Below are 18,656 nucleotides of genomic sequence, written 5' to 3' on the forward strand. Positions count from 1 at the left end.
ATGTTTCCGGGATCGTCGTGCTTCACTCGCCGTAGCGCCCCGCCCCCGATTCCGCATTCTACCGACAAGCGCAAATGCCCTGGGCGAAATCATAAAATCTGCGCGTGTGTTGCAGGACGGCCACAGCCTTACGTGGCCGAACCGGCAATAAGTATCACTATATTTGCTTTGGTTCTGTTGGTGGCAAGAGGGCCGTGGCAATCGGGGGACAATCCAGACGCAAGAAGCGCGCGCCGAAGGCCCTGCCTTTTCGGCGGGTACGTTTGCGCCCGGGATTTTGTAGTGGGGCTTTTTCCGATGACGTATTTCTGTCGTGACTCTGAGCAAGACGTCATTGCAACACACGACAGTTCTCCAGCATTTCATCCCATTTCCCGCCTGCTAGCGCTGGCGGGCCCGGCGCGCTCAAGCAAGGCGATCGCCATGCGGTTCGCAACGTTCCTCATTGCGTTGTTGATGGCGGGCAACGCCTACGCCCTTTCGAACGCCTGCAATGAAATCAACGCCAACTGGTCGAATATTTCGCGTGGCGTGCAGAACGCATGGTTCGAGGGTTACTATGCGTCGTTCGAGCAAGGCGAGGAACTCTCCTACACGGTCACCACGACCAACAGCAGTGCCTTGGAGAAAAGCGGTGGCTATGCCGGCGCCTCGTTTGGCGTCTCAAAAGGCGGGCAATATGACATAACGGTCGTAGAGCACTCCATCGGCCCGACCGAGCCGAACGACTTCACGCGGTCCGGGAGCATCACGCTCGATCCGGCGCAGACATATTGGATGTATGTCATGGGCGGCTACGAGAGTGGCGTCGCTACGGTCACCGTTACGTGCCGTTCCACGCTGCTGCCGCCGGTGATCTCGTCGATTTCGCCTGCTTCCGGCCTGACATTGGACACGACCGACGTGACGATTGACGGCTCCAACTTTACCGGGACGACGAGCGTGACTTTCGGCGGCGCTGCGGCCACGTCGGTCACGGTCGTCAACGAAACGCAGATCAGGGCCGTCACACCGGCGCATGCGGCTGGCGCCGTCGACATCGTCGTCACCAACCCGGCAGGTTCAGGAACGCTTACCAGTGGGTTCACCTACATCGCGCCATCAACCGACGCAACGCTCAGCCTCCTGTCGCTGAGCACGGGATCACTTTCACCCTCGTTCGCGTCAACGACAACGAACTATTCCGTCACTGTTCCCAACAGCGTCTCGTCGCTGACCGTCACCCCCACGACCACCGACAGCGGAGCGACCGTCTCAGTCAATAGCAATCCGGTCGCAAGCGGCTCGCCTTCAGGCGCAATCTCTCTGGGTGTCGGCTCGAATTCCGTCTCCGTCACCGTCACCGCGCAGGACCGTTCCACTCAAAAGACCTATTCGGTCGCCGTAACCCGCGGCACGCCATTGGCCCTATCGCCTCCGGCCGGCACCTTGGCGGGCGGCACCGTCGGCTCGGCCTATGGCCTGTCTTTCAGCGCCTCCGGGGGATTGTCGCCGTATACATATTCCGTTTCGACCGGCGCGCTTCCGACCGGATTGACCCTCTCGGCGGCGGGTGTGCTCTCGGGCACGCCGACGGCAGCCGGTACCTTCTCGTTCTCGATTGAGGCAAGGGACGGCCACAACGATACCGCCCCGACGGCATACTCCGTTGAAATCGTGGCACCGGCGATTGCGATTTCACCAGCGGCTTTGCCTGTGTCCATCGTAGGCACGTCCTACAGCCAAACGATCGCCGCCAGCGGCGGGGTCGGTCCCTACACTTTTGCGGTCACATCTGGCTCGCTCCCGGCGGGCATGGCTTTGGCTGGCGACGGGACGTTGTCGGGCACGGCAACGGCCGGAGGAAGTTTCCCGTTCACGATCCAGGCGACCGACGCGTTCAACAGCACCGGGACCCTGGCCTACACCCTGAACGTCAACGCTCCGGCTATTGCCATGTCTCCGACGAGCCTTGCAGGTGGCACCGTCGGCGCGACCTACAGCCAGACCATTTCGGCCAGCGGTGGAACGACCCCCCACATCTTTGCGGTCATGGCGGGTGCACTGCCGGCAGGGATCACGCTCGCCGCAGACGGCACCTTGTCCGGCACGCCGACGGCGAGCGGAACCTCCAACGTCACCATTCGAGCCACCGACCGTTCCAGCGGCACCGGCCCGTATTTCAGCGAGCAGAACTACACGCTGGTGATCGGCGTGCCCACGATCACCTTCTCGCCTGCGACTTTGCCGGCCGCCTCGACTGGCGCCGCCTACAGCCAGACGATCGCGGCTACAGGTGGAACCGGACCCTACACCTATGCAATATCATCAGGCGCGCTCCCACCCGGCATCACATTGGTCGGCGGAACGTTGTCGGGTACCGCAACGGCCGGGGGGAGCTTCTCGTTCAGCGTGCAAGCGACCGATGCCTTCGGCAGCACGGGTATCCAGGCCTATACGCTCGCCGTCGACCTGCCAGCGATCGTCGTTTCTCCGGCAAGCCTCGCGACAGGGGAAATCGGTGTCGCCTACAATCAATCGATGACGGCCAGTGGCGGAACCGCGCAGTATAGCTATTCGGTGGCATCGGGCGCGTTGCCGGCAGGTCTCACCCTGGCCGCCAACGGCACCTTGTCCGGCACCCCGACGGCGAGCGGGACCTTCAACGTCACCATTCGAGCCACCGACAGTTCCAGCGGAACCGGCCCCTATTCCGGCGATCGCGCCTATGCGCTGGTGATCGGTGTGCCCACGATCACGCTCTCGCCTGCGACTTTGCCTTCCGCGTCGACGGGCACGGCCTATAGCCAAACGCTTGGTGCCAGCGGCGGCGTCAGCCCCTACGGCTATACCCTGGCCTCCGGCACGCTACCGGCAGGTCTCGACCTTGCCGCCAACGGGACATTGTCCGGCACTCCGACTGCAGCCGGAAACTTCACGTTCGACGTCCGGGCGACCGATGCCTTCGGAAGGACCGGAGCACAAACCTACGCTTTGTCCGTCAACGCCCCGACGATCGTGATGACGCCGACAAGCCTTGCATCAGGGATGCTGGGCGCTGCCTATGGCCAGACGGTCACCGCCAGCGGCGGGGTCGGGCCGTACGGCTATTCCCTGACCTCCGGCACGCTGCCGGCAGGTCTCAACCTTGCGGCCAATGGGACATTGTCCGGCACGCCGACGGCAAGCGGAAACTTCACGTTCAGCATCCAGGCGACCGATGCCTTCGGAAGCACCGGAGCGCAGACCTACACCTTGTCCGTCGATACCCCGACGATCGTGCTCACACCGACAAGCCTTGCCAACGGAACAGCCGGCGCCGCCTACAGCCAGACGGTCACCGCCAGCGGCGGAACGGCTCCCTATTCCTATTCGCTGACATCGGGCGCGCTGCCGGCGGGTCTCACTGTGGCGGCCGACGGAACCCTGTCCGGCACCCCGGCTGCCGCCGGCAGCACCAGCTTCACCATCACAGCCACCGATGCATATGGGGCAAGCGGATCCGCCACATACGCGCTGGTGATCAATCCGGCACCGATCGCGTTGTCCTTCGCGCCGGCGCAGGGAGCCCTCCCGGCAGCCATGGCCGGCGAGAACTACAGCGTCGGCATAGTGGCAAACGGGGGTGTTGGCGCGACACTCTACGGCATCAGCGCCGGAAGTCTGCCCAAAGGAATGATCCTGAACGTCTCGACCGGCGCGCTGACCGGCCCGCTCGACGCGGATGCGACCATCGGTGAACACAGCTTCAGGATCACGGCAACGGACACTGCCGGCAACAGCGGCACGGCGTCATACTCCATAACGGTCAAGGCGCGCGAAGTGACGGCGCCCGACAGGACGGTCAACGTTCCCGCCGGCTCCGCGCCGCCGAATGTCTATCTGAACAACGGCGCGACCGGCGGACCGTTCGCCTCAGGCGCCGTTGCATTCGTGCAGCCGCCGAACGCGGGGACGGCGGAGATCATCGAAGGCGAACTTGCAGCAACAGGCAGTTTCACACCCGTCGGCCTCTACCTGAAATTCACGCCAAATCCCGCCTTCTCCGGCACCGCCGTCGTCGGCTACACGCTGACGAGCGCCACCGGCGCGTCGAACGTCGCCAGCATTTCCTACCGCATCGGTTTTGATGCGCAGCAAGTCGCCGACGAAATCGACGGCCTCGTGCGTGGGTTCGTCGAAACGCGGCAGAACCTTATTTCCTCGACGCTTAAGGTGCCGGGTCTGCTCGATCGACGGAGAAACGCGACGAGCAACGAACCCGTCACCACCCGCGTGTCGCCCTCTGCCGATGGAGTTACCCTCGGTTTCGCCGCCAGCCTTTCGCAGATCGACGCGGCGCGCAAGACTGCCGAAGGGGGTGGAACGCAAGCGGATCCCACTCTCTCGCCGTTCGACGTCTGGATCGACGGCACATTCCTGATGCACAAGCGTGATGAGAACGAGGGCCAATGGGGCAACTTCGGGCTGTTTTCAGCTGGCGCCGACTACCTCATCAACGAAAAGGCGCTGGTCGGTCTGTCGTTCCATTTCGACCGCATGAGCGACCCCACAGATGAAGATGCGGAGCTAACGGGCAACGGCTGGCTCGCCGGCCCCTACGCCTCCTTCGAGATCGGCAAGGGCGTGTTCCTCGACACAAGCCTGCTCTACGGCGGTTCGTGGAACGACATCGACACCGCGTTCTTCGACGGCTCCTTCGATACGACCCGCTGGCTGTGGGATACCAAGCTGCAGGGGCAATGGCTGATCGATGAGGAGACCATCCTCACACCAAAACTCAGAGCGGTCTTCTTCAACGAAAAGGTCGATGACTATGCCGTCTCCAACGCCACCGGCGGAACGGTATCGCTCGAGGGCTTTACCGAGCAGCAATGGCGTCTCAGCGGCGGCGCGGAAATCGAGCGCAGATACGAGCTTGAAAGCGGATTGACGCTCACCCCACGGATGGGAGCCAGCGTCGGATTTGCTGCACTCGACAACAGCGGCGCCTTCGGCGCGCTCTCCGCGGGCATCGATCTGTCCAACGACATCAATTGGAATCTGGACGCGGCCTTGCTCTTCAACATCGAGGAAGATGGCGAACAGTCCGCGGGCGGCAGAGTGGGTGTCAGTGTGCGCTTCTAACACCGCCTTCCAACGGCAATGGCGTGCGCGGCCGATCACCTGTTCGAGCAGCACAGCCCGGCCATCCCGGATCGCGCCTGGCAGCTCAAATCGGTCGTGCCGGCAGCCACCCGATAGTCCATTCGAGGGTTTGCCGTGATCTGAGTGCGGATGAGCCGATCTCCAGAGACGGCGAACCGGACAGCCTCCCCCCGTTTGACGGGGGAAGGCGTTGCTGGGAAATCCCAGGGGTCATGCAGCCAGATCGAAACGATCGGCGTTCATGACCTTGGTCCAGGCCGCAACGAAGTCCTTGACGAACTTCTCCCTGTTGTCATCCTGGGCATAGACCTCCGCATAGGCGCGAAGAACGGAGTTCGAGCCGAAGACGAGGTCGACCCGGGTCGCCGTGTATTTGGTCGCGCCGGTCTTGCGGTCGCGGATTTCGTACAGGTTGTTGCCGGTCGGCACCCACGAATAGCTCATGTCGGTCAGCGTGGCGAAGAAGTCCGTCGTCAACGCGCCGACCTGGCTCGTGAAGACGCCGTGCGCCGTGCCGGCGTGGTTCGTGCCGATGACGCGCAGACCGCCGACGAGTGCTGTCATCTCCGGCGCAGTCAGGCCCATGAGCTGCGCGCGATCGAGCAGCAACTCTTCCGGGCTCACCACATAGTCCTTCTTCTGCCAGTTGCGGAAACCGTCGGCCAGCGGCTCGAGCGGGGCGAAGCCGCCCGCGTCTGTCTGCTCGGCGGTCGCATCGCCGCGCCCTGCGGCGAAGGGCACTTCGATATCGAACCCTGCAGCTTTTGCCGCCTGCTCGACGCCGTAGTTGCCGGCGAGCACGATAACGTCGGCGAGGCTGGCGCCCGACGCCGCGGCGATCGGCTCCAGAACGGAAAGAACACGGGCCAGACGCGCCGGCTCATTGCCCTCCCAGTCCTTCTGCGGGGCAAGGCGGATGCGGGCGCCGTTCGCGCCGCCGCGGAAATCCGAACCGCGGAAGGTGCGGGCGCTGTCCCACGCCGAGGCGACCAGATCCGAGATGGAAAGACCGGACGCCGCGATCTTCGCCTTGACGCCCCCGATATCATAGTCCTTGCGGCCGGCCGGGATCGGATCCTGCCAGACGAGGTCTTCGGCCGGCACGTCCGGGCCGAGATAACGGGACTTCGGACCCATGTCGCGATGCGTCAGCTTGAACCAGGCGCGGGCGAAGGCATCCGAGAAGGCCGTGAAGTCGTTGCTGAAGCGCAGCGAGATTTCGCGGTAGATCGGGTCCACCTTCAGCGCCATATCCGCATCGGTCATCATCGGAATGGTGCGGATCGAGGGATCCTCGACGTCGACCGGCTTGTCTTCCTCTGCGATGGTGATCGGCGCCCACTGAGAGGCGCCCGCGGGGCTGCGCGTCAGCGTCCATTCATGCTTGAACAGCATGTCGAAGAAGCCGTTGTCCCACTTCGTCGGCTCGGAGGTCCAGGCGCCCTCGATGCCCGAGACGACCGTGTTGCGGCCGATGCCGCGGCCCTTGGTGTTCATCCAGCCGAGGCCCTGGAATTCCGGGCCCGCGGTTTCCGGATCGGGGCTGAGATCGCCCGGGTTGCCGTTGCCGTGGGACTTGCCGATGGTGTGGCCGCCGGCGGTGAGTGCGACGGTTTCCTCGTCGTCCATGCCCATACGCGCGAAGGTCTCGCGCATCTGCGCGGCGGTCGCCAGCGGATCGGACTTGCCGTTCACGCCTTCCGGGTTGACGTAGATGAGGCCCATCTGCACGGCGGCAAGTGGGTTTTCCAGCGTTTCGGGCTTGGAGACGTCGCCGTAGCGGCCGTCGCTCGGGGCGAGCCACTGCTTCTCGTCACCCCAGTAGACGTCCTTTTCCGGCGCCCAGATGTCCTCGCGGCCGAAGGCGAAGCCGAAGGTCTTCAGGCCGGCGACGTCGTAGGCGATGGTGCCGGCAAACGCGATCAGGTCGGCCCAGGAGATTTTGTTGCCGTATTTCTTCTTGATCGGCCAAAGCAGGCGACGACCCTTGTCGGTGTTGACATTGTCCGGCCAGGAATTGAGCGGGGCGAAGCGCTGGTTGCCGGTGTTGGCACCGCCTCGGCCGTCGGCGACGCGGTAGGAGCCGGCCGCGTGCCACGTGACGCGCGCCATCATGCCGACATAGCTGCCCCAGTCGGCCGGCCACCATTCCTGGCTGTCCGTCATCAGGGCGCGCAGGTCCGCCTTCAGCGCTTGCACGTCCAGCTTCTTGAGTTCTTCGCGATAGTTAAAGCCCTTGCCCAGCGGATTGGTCTTGCTGTCGTGCTGGTGCAGGATGTCGAGGTTGAGCGCGTTGGGCCACCATTCCATGACGGAGTTGCCGAGAGCCGTGGCGCCGCCGTGCATGACCGGACACTTGCCGGTCGTCGTTGTCTTCGTATCCATTTGGTCCTCCAATGGATTTTCTTCAATCTACGGACACTAGAAGAGCTTCGCGGGCACGCCTCTTGGGTCAGCGCCACGGGAAAGTGTCTTCCAAGTGGCCAATGATTAGCAAGCCCATTCCATAATTTCCAATTGTATATTCTAAAGGCTGCGATATGCTGAGGTTATGAATGGCCTAACCATGAAACATCTCCGCTATTTTGACGCCCTTGCCCGGATCGGCCATTTCGGCCGCGCCGCGGAGAGCTGCGCCATCTCGCAGCCCGCGCTGTCCGTGCAGATACGGGAACTGGAGGAACTGCTCGGCGCGCCGCTTGTGGAAAGAGGTGGGCGCAGCATACGGCTGACGGGTCTCGGCGAGGAGTTCGTTGGCCGTACCCGCGCTATCCTGCGCGCTGTTGACGAACTGGAAGACCTCGGACGGGCTGCGCACGGCCCGCTCGCGGGCCGCCTTCGCCTCGGCATCATTCCAACGGTCGCGCCGTATCTGCTACCAAGCATCATAATGGCGCTCACACAGCTCTATCCGGGGCTCGATCCGCGGCCGCGCGAGGCGATCACGCGAAGACTGATCGAGGACCTGGCGGAGGCGAAACTGGATATCGCCATCGTCGCTCTGCCGATTTCGGAGCCTGCCCTGGAGGAAATCCCACTCTTTGACGAGGAATTCGTGCTGGTGCGGCCGCTGGAGGATGCGGGAAAGCCGGTGCCGGCGTCGGAGAGGCTTCACGAGATGCGCCTGCTTCTGCTGGAGGAGGGGCATTGCTTCCGGGATCAGGCCTTGTCCGTCTGCAACATCACGACCGCATCGACGCGCGATGTAATGGAGGGGAGTTCGCTTTCGACGCTCGTTCAGATGGTGGGTGCGGGCATAGGTGTGACGCTTATTCCGCAGATGGCCATCGAGACCGAAACGCGGTCCTCTTCGGTCTGCGTGTCCCGGCTTGCCGGCCCCCGCCCCACCCGAACGATCGGGATGGTCTGGCGAAAGACCAATCCACTGTCGACGCAGTTCACTCGGATCGCCGACATCGTGCGCGAAGCCGGACTGAGAAGGCAGAGGCAAATGGATGGCGCCCCGTGAAAGGAAACCGCCCCCTCTCGGATCTTCCCCGACAGATATTTGGAGGGAAAGCCCTGATCGCAAAGCAAACATTTGCTGATGACCCGCGCGCCGACCCTGGCGACCGCAATCCGCCACCCGGCGCGCCCGATAGCCGCGTCGGGCTTTCAGGCGGTTGGCGAAGGGTTGCGATCTCGATCCGACACCCCTGCGAGTAAGGCCGGGGCGACAAGATAAAGGATGGTGGCGATCGTCACGACGCCTGTGAACCCGGCATGCATCGCAAGCAGTGCGGCGAGGATCGCGCCCAGCACCGACGCACAGCCATTGATCCCCCACGCCCAAGGAATAAACTCGTCCGAGCGTGCACCGACGTAGCCGAGGCCGAGGGGGAGCGGCATACCCATAAAGACGGCGAGCGGCGCTATAAGGAGGAGTGTGATCGCGATCTTCGCGGCATCCGGGAGCGCCAGCAGCCGTTCGAATATTAACGGCAGCGCGAGTAGGTACATCGCAGCCAGGAATGCGATCACCACGACGGCGAGGGCAATGCCGCGCACCGGTGATCCACGTCCGACCGCCGCCATCCAGCGTGCAGCCATGGCGCTACCGAGACCGGCGAAGGCAAGGAAACCCGCAAGCACGACAGCGACAGCGTAGAGCGGATGGCCGAGGAACAGCACGAAGCGCTGGATGAAGGCGATCTCGATGAAGAGGAAGGCCAGGCCCAAGGCAAGGAAATAGAGCCCGAAGCGCAACCGGTGTACGGCTCTCCCGAGTGCGCGTCGGCGAAGCCAGAGCGGCAGCAGGATCAGGACGGCGCTGAGGGTCGCGGCCTGGACGAGCGTCGTTACCAGGATCAGGTAGCCCCAGTCGAGCATCGCCGCCCCACCTTGGGTGCGCAGCGTCAGGAGTTCGGGCAGCGCGCGCCAGCGGAAGAAGTCGAAGAAATAGGGCCGATTGTCAGTGGCCGGTGCAATATCGAACTTGTAGCGCTCGGTGAAGTCAGCGCGATCAGGGCCGAGGAGAGCGAGGGCCCCCTCGTAGAGATATTCCTGGTCGAGCTGGTTGTAGCGGTTTACGTCGCTCGCGGAGATACCCGGCGCCCAGGAGATGTCAAAGAAATTCTCGGCCGCGAAGCCGCGGGTGGCTGCGACGTCTTCGCCCGTGAACGGCGACTTGGCGACGAGCAGGGTCGCAGTGTTCCAACTCCGGATCAGCACCAGGTGCCGGCCTGGCTGGGCCACGCCATTCGCTTCAAGCGCAACGGCAGCAGTGGCGAACAGCTTGAGGACGTCGCGCGGCGGCACCCGCAGCCACCGCGTGATCGCGACGACTCCATCTGGTCTCAGCACCGCTAAGTAATCCCGCAGTGCCTCGACGGTGTAGGTATAGTTCTCATGCATGCTCTGCACGCCGCCCGCGGCCGCGCTGAAGGAGTCAAGGAGCGGCATCTGAATCAGGTCGTAACGCTCGCCAGTAGACGCTGCGAAGGCGCGCGCCTCGGCTAAACGCAGATGCACGTTCGGTCGGCTGAAGATGCCGCCGACGAAGTCCGCGAAGCGGTTTCGAGCCAGGTCGATCATCTGCGGGTTGACCTCTACAACATCCACGATATCGGCTCCGGCGCGCAGCGCCAGCAGCACCTGCTCGCCCCCGCCGGCACCGAGGATTAGCATTCGCGGCCGCTCAAGGATGCGATACGGGAGCGCCGCCGTTGTCCGGTCGAGATAGGCGACTGTCGCCGGGTCGCCGCCATAGGCGGTGATCGCCGTAATACCGTCGCCATCGGTGAAGACGGCGAGTTGCACGGGCGGCTCTTGGGTGTTGGCGAGACTGAGGCCCGGCGCGTGCCGGAAAGGGACGGTCGGGCTCTCGACGACCGTCAGTAGTCCGAGCGGGCTCGATCGCTCCTCGACCACCCGCGCGTTCGGCACTTCGAGAGCCATGCGCAGGCCCTTGTACTGCGACATGTGCGGGCCGGTAGCCGTAAAGGACGGCGGCAGCCACACGGCTATGACCGCGGCTGCAAGCCCGAGGCTGCCCGCGGCGAACCACCGATGGCGAGCCATGCCCGTCGCGGCGAGGGCAGCCGCCACGAATCCCAACGCCGCGACGAAGCGCAGCGCCTCGGAGGGAGAGACCAGGAACAAGAGTCCGACGATGCCCAGTGCACCGACCCCAGCGCCGACCAGGTCGAAGGCATAGACGCGTCCGATCTGGCCAGGATGGCGGCAGAAGGCAAGGCCGATACAGGTTGCACCGAAAAAGAACGGCAGGATCAGGAGAGCATAGATGGCCGCGAGCCAACCGAGCTGCCGCGGGTTCCAGACGATCTCCAGCGCGTTGAACGGCAGGCGTTCGGCACAGGCGAAGCTGGCAACCGCAGCAATGCCGAACAGCGCTGCCGACGCTGCGAAGGCGACCGGGTACCGTTCCACCAGGGGGCGGCGGGCCAACGCAACGAATGTACCGCTCGCGCCAAAGCCCAGGAGCGCGATGCTTATCATCATATAGGCAAAATGATGCCACTGAATGATCGAAAAGAGCCTTATCAGCAGCACTTCGTGGGCAAGGGTTGCCGCCGATATGAGACCAATCGGCAGCAGGCGCCCCGCTCTCATCGGGCCCTACCTCCCCTCAGCGGCACAAAAGCCACCGGCAGCAGCTGCCGGGTGGTGATGCTTCCGTCCCGTCGCTTCTCGACCAGCATGAGAAACTGGGTCGCGAAGGGACCTCCCACGGGGACGACCATCCGGCCACCTTTGGCGAGCTGCTCGACCAGCGGCGGCGGGATGTGACTGGCAGCGGCAGTCACCACGATGCCGTCGAAAGGTGCGTGCGCAGGCCAACCATAGTAACCGTCGCCCACCTTCACCTCGACATTGTCGAAGCGGAGCTCCGCGAGGCGGGCGGCCGCCCTTTCGCCCAGTTCCGGTATGATCTCAATCGAGTAAACCTTCGCTGCAAACGGAGACAAGACGGCTGCCTGATAGCCCGAGCCGGTACCGATCTCGAGGACAACATCGCCAGGCCCGACGTTGATCAGGTCGGTCATCAGCGCAACGATGAAGGGCTGCGAGATGGTCTGACCGTATCCAATCGGCAGTGGCCGATCTCGATAGGCCGCGCCGCGCTGCTCCTCGGGCACGAAAAGGTGGCGCGGCACCTTTCCCATCGTCTCCAGCACCGCCGGATCGATGCCTTGCCCCTCGACCGCTGACGGCGCTGAGCGGGCGTGCCCTTTGATCGTTTCGACCATGGCCGCACGCTCAGCGAAGCGGTCCTGAGCGGGCGCGGACGTCGAAACCATGGCGGCTGCGCTCGCGAGAACCACGGCCAGCAACGCTTGGCACTGGGCTAGTCGAGGCATGAACTCCCTCCCGGCTATAACGCCGAGTATAGCGGCGGCGGCGGCAATTTTGAACAAACCTCGCTCGCATCTCTGCCGCGCTCCAGCTTAAGATCTCAGAACAAAGCGATCGCGCTGCCGGAAAGCGGCGGCGCCAAAAGCGGATCCAGGATCCGGCCGAAGTCCCCGCCGCCGACGGCCCTGAGTGCTTCGAGGCCCCGTGCGCGGCGATCATCGGCTGGCGCACCGGCCGCATGGGCAGACGCGGAATGGCCGAGGGCGGCAACGGTCATCAGTCCCATGGATGTCTTGAGCATGGTTCGCCTGTCCTGATCTGTTGTGCCGTCCGCAGCGGGCGCGGCATCTTTCCATGTCTTGGTCATGTCCAGAGTGTCCTTCGTCTATTGCGGCAAGTCTTAGCTTTCGTCGGGGCAACTCACTTGTTGCTGACCCAAGCGCCGGCGGTGCCGTAGCGGGCGCCGGCGAATTTCTCCGGCGCCAGCATGTCGCCGAGCAACACAAGCTCCTCTGGCGTCAGTGTGACGTCCGCGGCGGCGACGTTCTGTTCCAGATGCGGGATCTTCCGTGCACCGGGAATGGGCACAATGAATTCTCCCTGGTTGAGGACCCAGGCAAGCGCAAGCTGGGCGGCCGTCGCGCCCTTGTCCGCCGCCATCTCCTCCAGCCTTTTCACGAGCAGGACGTTGCCCGCCATATTCTCGGAACTGAAGCGGGGAAGCGTCCGGCGGAAGTCGCCGGCAGCGAAGTCCTCCGGCTTCTCGATCTTGCCGGTCAGGAACCCGCGGCCGAGTGGGCTGAACGGCACGAAGCCGACGCCAAGTTCCCGGCAGGTGTCGAGGATCTCGCCTTCCGGGTCGCGGGTCCAGAGCGAATATTCGCTCTGCAGAGCGGAAATCGGATGAACGGCATGGGCTCGCCGGATGATGGCGGCTCCCGCCTCGGAGAGGCCGAGCGAACGCACTTTACCTTCCTTCACAAGATCGGCCATGGCACCGACGGTGTCTTCGATCGGTACCTGCGGGTCGACGCGGTGCTGGTAGAAAAGGTCGATGACGTCGACTCCAAGCCGTTTCAATGATGCTTCGGCCACTTCGCGGACATGTTCCGGCCGGCTGTCTACCCCGGACATGGCTTCCACACCCTGCTTGCCGGCATCGATCCGGAAGCCGAATTTCGTCGCGATGACCACCTTGTCCCGATGGGGCTTCAACGCTTTGCCCAGAAGGATTTCATTCTCGAACGGACCATAGATCTCGGCCGTATCGAAGAAGGTGACGCCAATATCGACGGCACGATGAAGGGTGCGGATCGACTCCTGTTCGTCCTGACCGCCGTAGGCGTGGCTCATGCCCATGCAGCCGAGCCCGACTGCCGAAACCGTGAGATCAGGGCCGAGTTTACGTGTCTTCATCAGTTCATTCCCTTTGATTGACGAGGCCGAATGACCGTCTGCAGATTGGCAGCAAGGTCCGGTCTATCCGGGGGCAGGTGACTGGCATGGCGCCTAGATCGCTGATGCCTCTATGCAAGACGTCAGCCGTCCGCCTGGATGGCGTCGGCCACACGAGGGACCAGATAGGATTCGGTCCAGTCCTCCGAGAGCGCGACGGAGGTGGTCGTGTCCAGTCGATGGAAGCGGCCGCTCGAAATACGCCGCAGCGCGCCCTCGACTTCCCGTACGGTCTCCATGGAAGTCGAGAAATTAAGGAAGAAAACGTGATCGGCGCTGGCGCCCTGCAGCTGATCGATGGACAAGGACGTCACGCCTGAAGCGCCGACATCGATCCCTTCCGGCAGAACGGGCGTGAACCCCAGTTCTTCGAGAACACGCAAGACGGGTCCGCCAACGTTGTTGCTGGCGTTGAAGACGTAAAGCGTGGTGCCATGGAGCTCCACTAGCAAGACACGCCGGCCTGCTTCAAGCGCATCCGTCACGCTGGTCCTTGCTGCGGTGATCGCCTCCGGAGGAACCGCACCGGCGTTCATCTGCGCAGCCGCAGGGGAGACGACCCCGAGGTTGACGGTGGAGCCCATAAAGACAGCCAGATGAATCATCACCGCGGCGGTCGTGGTCTTCATCCGACCGGAAATTGTGGCATGGCGGAGCACTGTTTCTTCTCCTTCAGAACGTGATCAACTTTGGGCCGCCCGAGAGCGATTTCCTGTTCGGCCACGGGCGACCGAAGGCTGAGACATTGATTGCCGAGCGGTTGCGATAAATCCAATGAATAGTTAGTATTATCATCATGAAAACGATTAATATCGCGACCATCGACCTCAACCTTTTGGTGATCTTCGACGCTCTGGTGGCCGAAGGGCATGCCACCCGCGCCGCCGGGCGGGTTGGACTCACTCAGCCGGCAGTCAGTCACGCGCTCAATCGGTTGCGCGCCCTGTTCGGAGATCCGCTCTTCGTCCGCTCTCCGCGCGGCATGGTGCCGACGCCGGCTGCACTGGACGCCGCGCCGGCCATCCGGTCGATCCTCGAGCAGGTTGAAGGCGTGCTTCGCGGTGGTCGGGCGTTCGAGCCAGAAGAGAGCAGACGACAATTCGTCCTTGGCCTGTCCGATTATGCCGCCTTCGTGCTCCTGCCGCGGCTGACCGCGCGGATAGAACGCGAAGCGCCGAACATATCGCTTGTGATCCGCAACACCAGTCACGGTGTCGGCCTGCCGATGCTGGATGAGGGATCCGTCGAACTCATCGCCGGCAACTTTCCCGGACCACCTTCGCACATGCGCGAGGAATTGCTTTACGAAGAGGATTTTGTCTGTGCTGGCCGGGGCGATCACCCTGCCCTTGCAACTCCCCTCGACCTCGACGGCTACCTGTCCCTTCGGCATCTCCAGGTGTCGACGAGTGGCAATCCGCACGGTTATGTCGATGCCGTCCTCGCAGAACGCGGGCTAAAGAGAAGCGTCGCCGTCACCGTCGGCCACTTCCTGATGGCGCCGTTGCTGGTTGATTCCTCGGATCTCCTGGCCACCGAACCCCGCCGCCTTTTCGGGACCTGCGCCAGTCGGCTGCCGCTTCGGTTCTTTCCGCCCCCGATCGATATTCCTCCCTTTCGGGTCGTTCAGGCTTGGCACGCGCGTCATGACGCAGATCCCGGCCACCAGTGGCTTCGGGGCGTGGTTCGGGAGGTCGCGCAACAGACATGACATCCCCCGCCGTTCGTTTGTTATATCCCTGACATCCTTCCGCTTTAGGGGAGGCAAGCCGAACGAGGTGCAAGTCGACGAGCCTCGGCGTCCCCTATGTTCCATCCATTCCATCCGGTGCCTCATGAATGTATTCTCCGGCCTCAGCTTGACCCACCTGGGGCACATAACCCGGCTCAAGTGGCACCGCCTGCGCAGGCATCGCGGCGACCCGCTGTTCTCGCCCGCGGTGATGACAGAGGGTTTTCGGCTGGGAGCATCGATGGAAATCGACCTGCGGGTGCGGGCGGACGGCGGGTTCGCCGTTCTTCACGACGATGTGCTGGACGGCGAAACGACCGGTTCGGGGCCCGTCCATCGCATGGCAGCAGCGGATCTTCGTCCCCTGAGAATGAAGACAGGCGGGCATGCCATCACGCTCAGCGAGGATCTGGCCACGATGCTGACAGAGGCACACCCGGATGCACTTCTGCAATTCGACATGAAGGACGACTTCGCGACTGTCGGCGAACGCGGCGTCGAGCATCTTAGCCTCCACTTCCGCGACGTTGGCCGGCAGATCATCGTCAGCGGCGCGGACCTGGATCTCATCCTCGCCATCAAACGACGACTTCCGGATCTCAAGCGCGGCATCGACCCAACCGACAGGCTGATCGAGATCCATAGCTACGCCGGCCTGGCAGCGGTGGAACGGGAATTGATTGCCGACCTCGACGGCCCGACCGAGCCCGATACCATCTATCTTGCCTGGGGGTTGGTGCTGCAGGCGGCGCGGAATGGTCTGGACCTGATTGGTCTCTGCCACGACAAGGGAACACGCGTCGACGCCTGGACCTACAATCTCGATAAGCCCGACGCTGGCTTCGCCGAAGAAGAATGGCAGGAATTCTCGTCCCTGATGGCGCGAAGGCCCGACCAGATCACCACGGATGTCGCTCCTGCCATCGAACGTGCCTGGCTTCGGCGGGTGGAGGCTGGCTGAAACCTAACCGCCGGTGGGAAGACGTTCCATCTCCCCCAGGAACGCGAACTCATCGGCAATCAGCGGCGCGCAGACGACGACCGGCCCGCCGCGCTCGAGAAGCTGCTCAAGCGGCGGCATGGCGACGATTGCTCCCGCCTCCCTTGCGATCAGGGCCCCTGCCAGCATATCCCACGCGGCCAGATGCCGCTCGTAGTAAAGGTCCGCGATACCCTCGGCCACACGGACCAGTCCGATCGCGGCAGCGCCCATGCGGCGGTAGTCGATGCCGCGCTCGTAGAGCCTGCGCGAGACGGCCAGATAGTCCTCGAAATCCGTGCGGCGGGAATGCCCCAGCATGGCGATCGCCTGGGCCGGATCGCTGGTCTTCGCGGCCGCAATCGGCTGACCTTCCTTGAAACTGCCCTCCCCGCGGATCGCGTGGAACACCTTGTCTTGTGTGGCGTCGTAAATCACCCCGATCAGGAGCTCTCCGCCGGCGATGAAAGCCATCGACACACCCCAGTGGCGGAAACCGCGGATGAAATTCGTGGTGCCGTCGATCGGATCGACCACCCAGGTGCCGCTGTCGCGGGCGTGACCACCGCCCTCCTCGCCGATGACCGCGTCATCGGGGAACTCACCGGCGAGCGTCGTACGGATTGCCTGTTCGGCGCGCCTGTCGGCAGCGGTGACGAAATCCTGCAAGCCCTTGTTCTCGACAGCCAGCATCTCGGGCGGGGCCTCCGCCCTGAAAGCAGCCGCCTCCCTGCCGACACGGCGGGCGACACGGATCGCGGCCTCGGCGCGGGCCCGCAAGGAGGAGATGTCGAACGGAGCTGACATTTAAGCACTTCTTCTCTTGATCAAGGTCACCGGCGTGAACTCCACGCGTGCAACCGCATCGGGCTCGGCCATGCGGCTGATGAGCAGGTCGACTACCTGCTCCGCCTGCAGATCGGCTGGCTGCAGGAAGGTGGTGAGTTCGTAGGCCGACCAGCTTGCTTGCGGGATGTCGTCATGACCGATGACCTTGACCGAACCATCGCCATTGCCGGCGCTAACAAGTCCATCGAGAACGCCGCAGGTCATGTAGTCGTTTACGGAAAAGACGCCGTCGATGCCGAGGTCGAGCAGTTGCGGCGCCACGTCACGGCCGTGCTGGTAGTCGTTGAGCGCAACGGGGATCAGCTGCGTCTCGGCACCCAGCATGGAGCAGCGGCTCCGGAACGCTTCGGCCCGGCGGCGGGCGGTATAGGAAACGGCGGTGCCGGCGATGACGCCCAGCCTTTTCGCACCGGCTGCCAAGAGGTGCTCGGCGGCGGTGTAGCCCGACATTCGATCGTCGGAGACGACGCGATCGACGAAGGCAAAATCCTCGCCCTTGTTGACGAGTACGATCGGGACGCCTTCGGCGGCGCATTCCTCGCAGATATGTGAGGGCGGCGCGTCGGAGGTGACGATGACGCCGGAAACGGCGTAGTGCAGCAGCTGCCCGATCACGGTGGAAGTATCCACCTCCTTGGATGTCGGTAGCAGGATCGGCCGGTAGTTACGGGCAATCAATGCACGGGCGAGGTGGTCGAGCTGGCGGGTGCGGAACGGATTGTCGAGACCCGCCGCTACGAGGCCCACGAGATCGGAACGTTTGTTCGTCAGGCTTCGCGCGAGATAGTTCACCCGGTAGCCAAGTTCCTTGGCCGCCTGGTAGACCTTCTCCCTGGTCTTCTTCGAGACGCTGGCATCGGGTGTGAAGGCGCGCGAGACGGCGGCACGGGAAACACCCGCCGCACGCGCCACGTCGAAGGAGGTCACCCGGCGCAGCTCGCGAGCGCCACCGCTCGTCTCCCTCGGGCGCATCAGGTCCGGCAGGTCGGTGCAGATGCCGAGCACCGGCAGCGCCATCAGATCCTTGAGCACCTCTGGCCGCTCCTCGTGCCAGAGCACCAGTTCCTTGCCGTCGCCGAAGGCCTTCCCGATCAATTCCGCAGTGACGAGGTCCTGCGGCGTGTCGCTCGCCCGTTCCCAGCAGAGATGGAGGATATCGGCGCCGGACGCCTCGCCGAGCGCATGCGGATCGGCGCCGATCCGGACCAGCACAGAGAGCGGGTAGTCGCAGCCGATGTTGCGCAATTCCCGCACTTGCGCCACATCGAACGAACCGAGGCAGGCGAAAGACTGGTTCATCGCCTTCAGGTGCTGCCAGCAGAGCGGCCCGGTGCCCGGCCGCTTCAGCTCGACGTAGAGCCCGCAGCCCGTCTCGCGGCCGAGCGCTGAGACCTCCTCGAAGCTCGGCACATCCGGAACGGCGGCGCGCAGCTCCGCAAACGTCATGTGGGAGATGTGCAGGTCCTTGCCGAAAACGCACTCCAAATGGTCGTCATGCGCAACGACCACGACGTCGTCGATCGTCATCTGGGTATCGAGTTCCCACATCTCGGCGCCGAGTTCCGCAGCCCGGCGGAAGGCGACGAGGGTGTTTTCCCGCTCGTGCCCGCTTGCGCCGCGATGGCCGATACACAACGGCAGCCTGCCCCTGTTTGTCGGCCAGCCGAAGCGGCCGAAGAAGGCTGAAAAGTCCCGCAT

At 63.7% G+C, this 18,656-nt stretch carries 12 protein-coding genes and 1 pseudogene; 4 read left to right on the forward strand and 9 right to left on the reverse strand.

All coding sequences use genetic code 11. From position 1 onward, the window contains the following. Positions 1-423 precede the first annotated feature (423 nt). Positions 424-5,106: a putative Ig domain-containing protein gene (locus BC363_RS04905; RefSeq protein ID WP_065785790.1), complete on the forward strand. Its 4,683-nt coding sequence runs from the start codon at positions 424-426 to the stop codon at positions 5,104-5,106. Positions 5,107-5,337: 231 nt separating this feature from the next. Here BC363_RS04905 and katG read toward each other — a convergent pair whose 3' ends face one another. After that, complete coding sequence (gene katG, locus BC363_RS04910; protein ID WP_065785791.1) at positions 5,338-7,512, reverse strand: catalase/peroxidase HPI; 2,175 nt, start codon at positions 7,510-7,512, stop codon at positions 5,338-5,340. A gap of 166 nt (positions 7,513-7,678) precedes the next feature. Here katG and BC363_RS04915 point away from each other — a divergent pair, with 166 nt between their 5' ends. Beyond that, a complete protein-coding gene (locus tag BC363_RS04915) occupies positions 7,679-8,596 on the forward strand; it encodes a hydrogen peroxide-inducible genes activator (protein ID WP_065785792.1) in 918 nt (305 codons plus the stop codon). 146 nt (positions 8,597-8,742) lie between these two features. Here BC363_RS04915 and BC363_RS04920 read toward each other — a convergent pair whose 3' ends face one another. From BC363_RS04920 to BC363_RS04940, 5 genes are all read right to left on the reverse strand, one after another. Continuing rightward, complete coding sequence (locus BC363_RS04920) at positions 8,743-11,199, reverse strand: spermidine synthase (protein WP_065785793.1); 2,457 nt, start codon at positions 11,197-11,199, stop codon at positions 8,743-8,745. Beyond that, on the reverse strand, positions 11,196-11,948 hold the full coding sequence (locus tag BC363_RS04925) for a protein-L-isoaspartate(D-aspartate) O-methyltransferase (RefSeq protein ID WP_065785794.1): 753 nt from the start codon (positions 11,946-11,948) through the stop codon (positions 11,196-11,198). The genes BC363_RS04920 and BC363_RS04925 overlap by 4 nt, the downstream gene beginning before the upstream one ends. 95 nt (positions 11,949-12,043) lie before the next feature. Further along, positions 12,044-12,244 carry a hypothetical protein gene (locus tag BC363_RS04930; protein ID WP_202618537.1) on the reverse strand — a complete coding sequence of 67 codons (201 nt, stop codon included), beginning with the start codon at positions 12,242-12,244 and terminating at the stop codon, positions 12,044-12,046. Positions 12,245-12,363: 119 nt separating this feature from the next. Beyond that, positions 12,364-13,359 (reverse strand): aldo/keto reductase, encoded by a 996-nt coding sequence (locus BC363_RS04935; RefSeq protein WP_065785796.1) that lies wholly within the window; start codon positions 13,357-13,359, stop codon positions 12,364-12,366. 122 nt (positions 13,360-13,481) lie between these two features. Beyond that, positions 13,482-14,027 (reverse strand): hypothetical protein, encoded by a 546-nt coding sequence (locus BC363_RS04940; RefSeq protein WP_141690220.1) that lies wholly within the window; start codon positions 14,025-14,027, stop codon positions 13,482-13,484. Between the two features lie 209 nt (positions 14,028-14,236). Here BC363_RS04940 and BC363_RS04945 point away from each other — a divergent pair, with 209 nt between their 5' ends. Together BC363_RS04945 and BC363_RS04950 are read left to right on the forward strand one after the other, a co-directional pair. Further along, positions 14,237-15,109, forward strand: coding sequence for a LysR family transcriptional regulator (locus BC363_RS04945; RefSeq protein WP_244519806.1), 873 nt, complete (start codon positions 14,237-14,239; stop codon positions 15,107-15,109). Between the two features lie 112 nt (positions 15,110-15,221). Further along, on the forward strand, positions 15,222-16,091 hold the full coding sequence (locus BC363_RS04950; protein WP_141690224.1) for a glycerophosphodiester phosphodiesterase family protein: 870 nt from the start codon (positions 15,222-15,224) through the stop codon (positions 16,089-16,091). Positions 16,092-16,094: 3 nt separating this feature from the next. Here the strand turns inward: BC363_RS04950 and BC363_RS04955 are convergent, their stop codons facing one another. The 3 genes and pseudogenes from BC363_RS04955 to BC363_RS35325 form a co-directional block, all read right to left on the reverse strand. Beyond that, entirely contained in the window at positions 16,095-16,916 is an 822-nt protein-coding gene (locus tag BC363_RS04955; protein ID WP_065785800.1) for an inositol monophosphatase family protein, read from the reverse strand. Continuing rightward, on the reverse strand, positions 16,917-17,930 hold the full coding sequence (locus BC363_RS34150) for a LacI family DNA-binding transcriptional regulator (RefSeq protein ID WP_065785856.1): 1,014 nt from the start codon (positions 17,928-17,930) through the stop codon (positions 16,917-16,919). Continuing rightward, positions 17,922-18,656: pseudogene (locus BC363_RS35325) on the reverse strand (glycerophosphodiester phosphodiesterase); the annotation flags it as partial. The gene BC363_RS34150 and the pseudogene BC363_RS35325, both read right to left, overlap by 9 nt.

Origin of the sequence: Ensifer sp. LC384 (assembly GCF_001695865.1) — a bacterium.
GTDB lineage: Bacteria > Pseudomonadota > Alphaproteobacteria > Rhizobiales > Rhizobiaceae > Ensifer.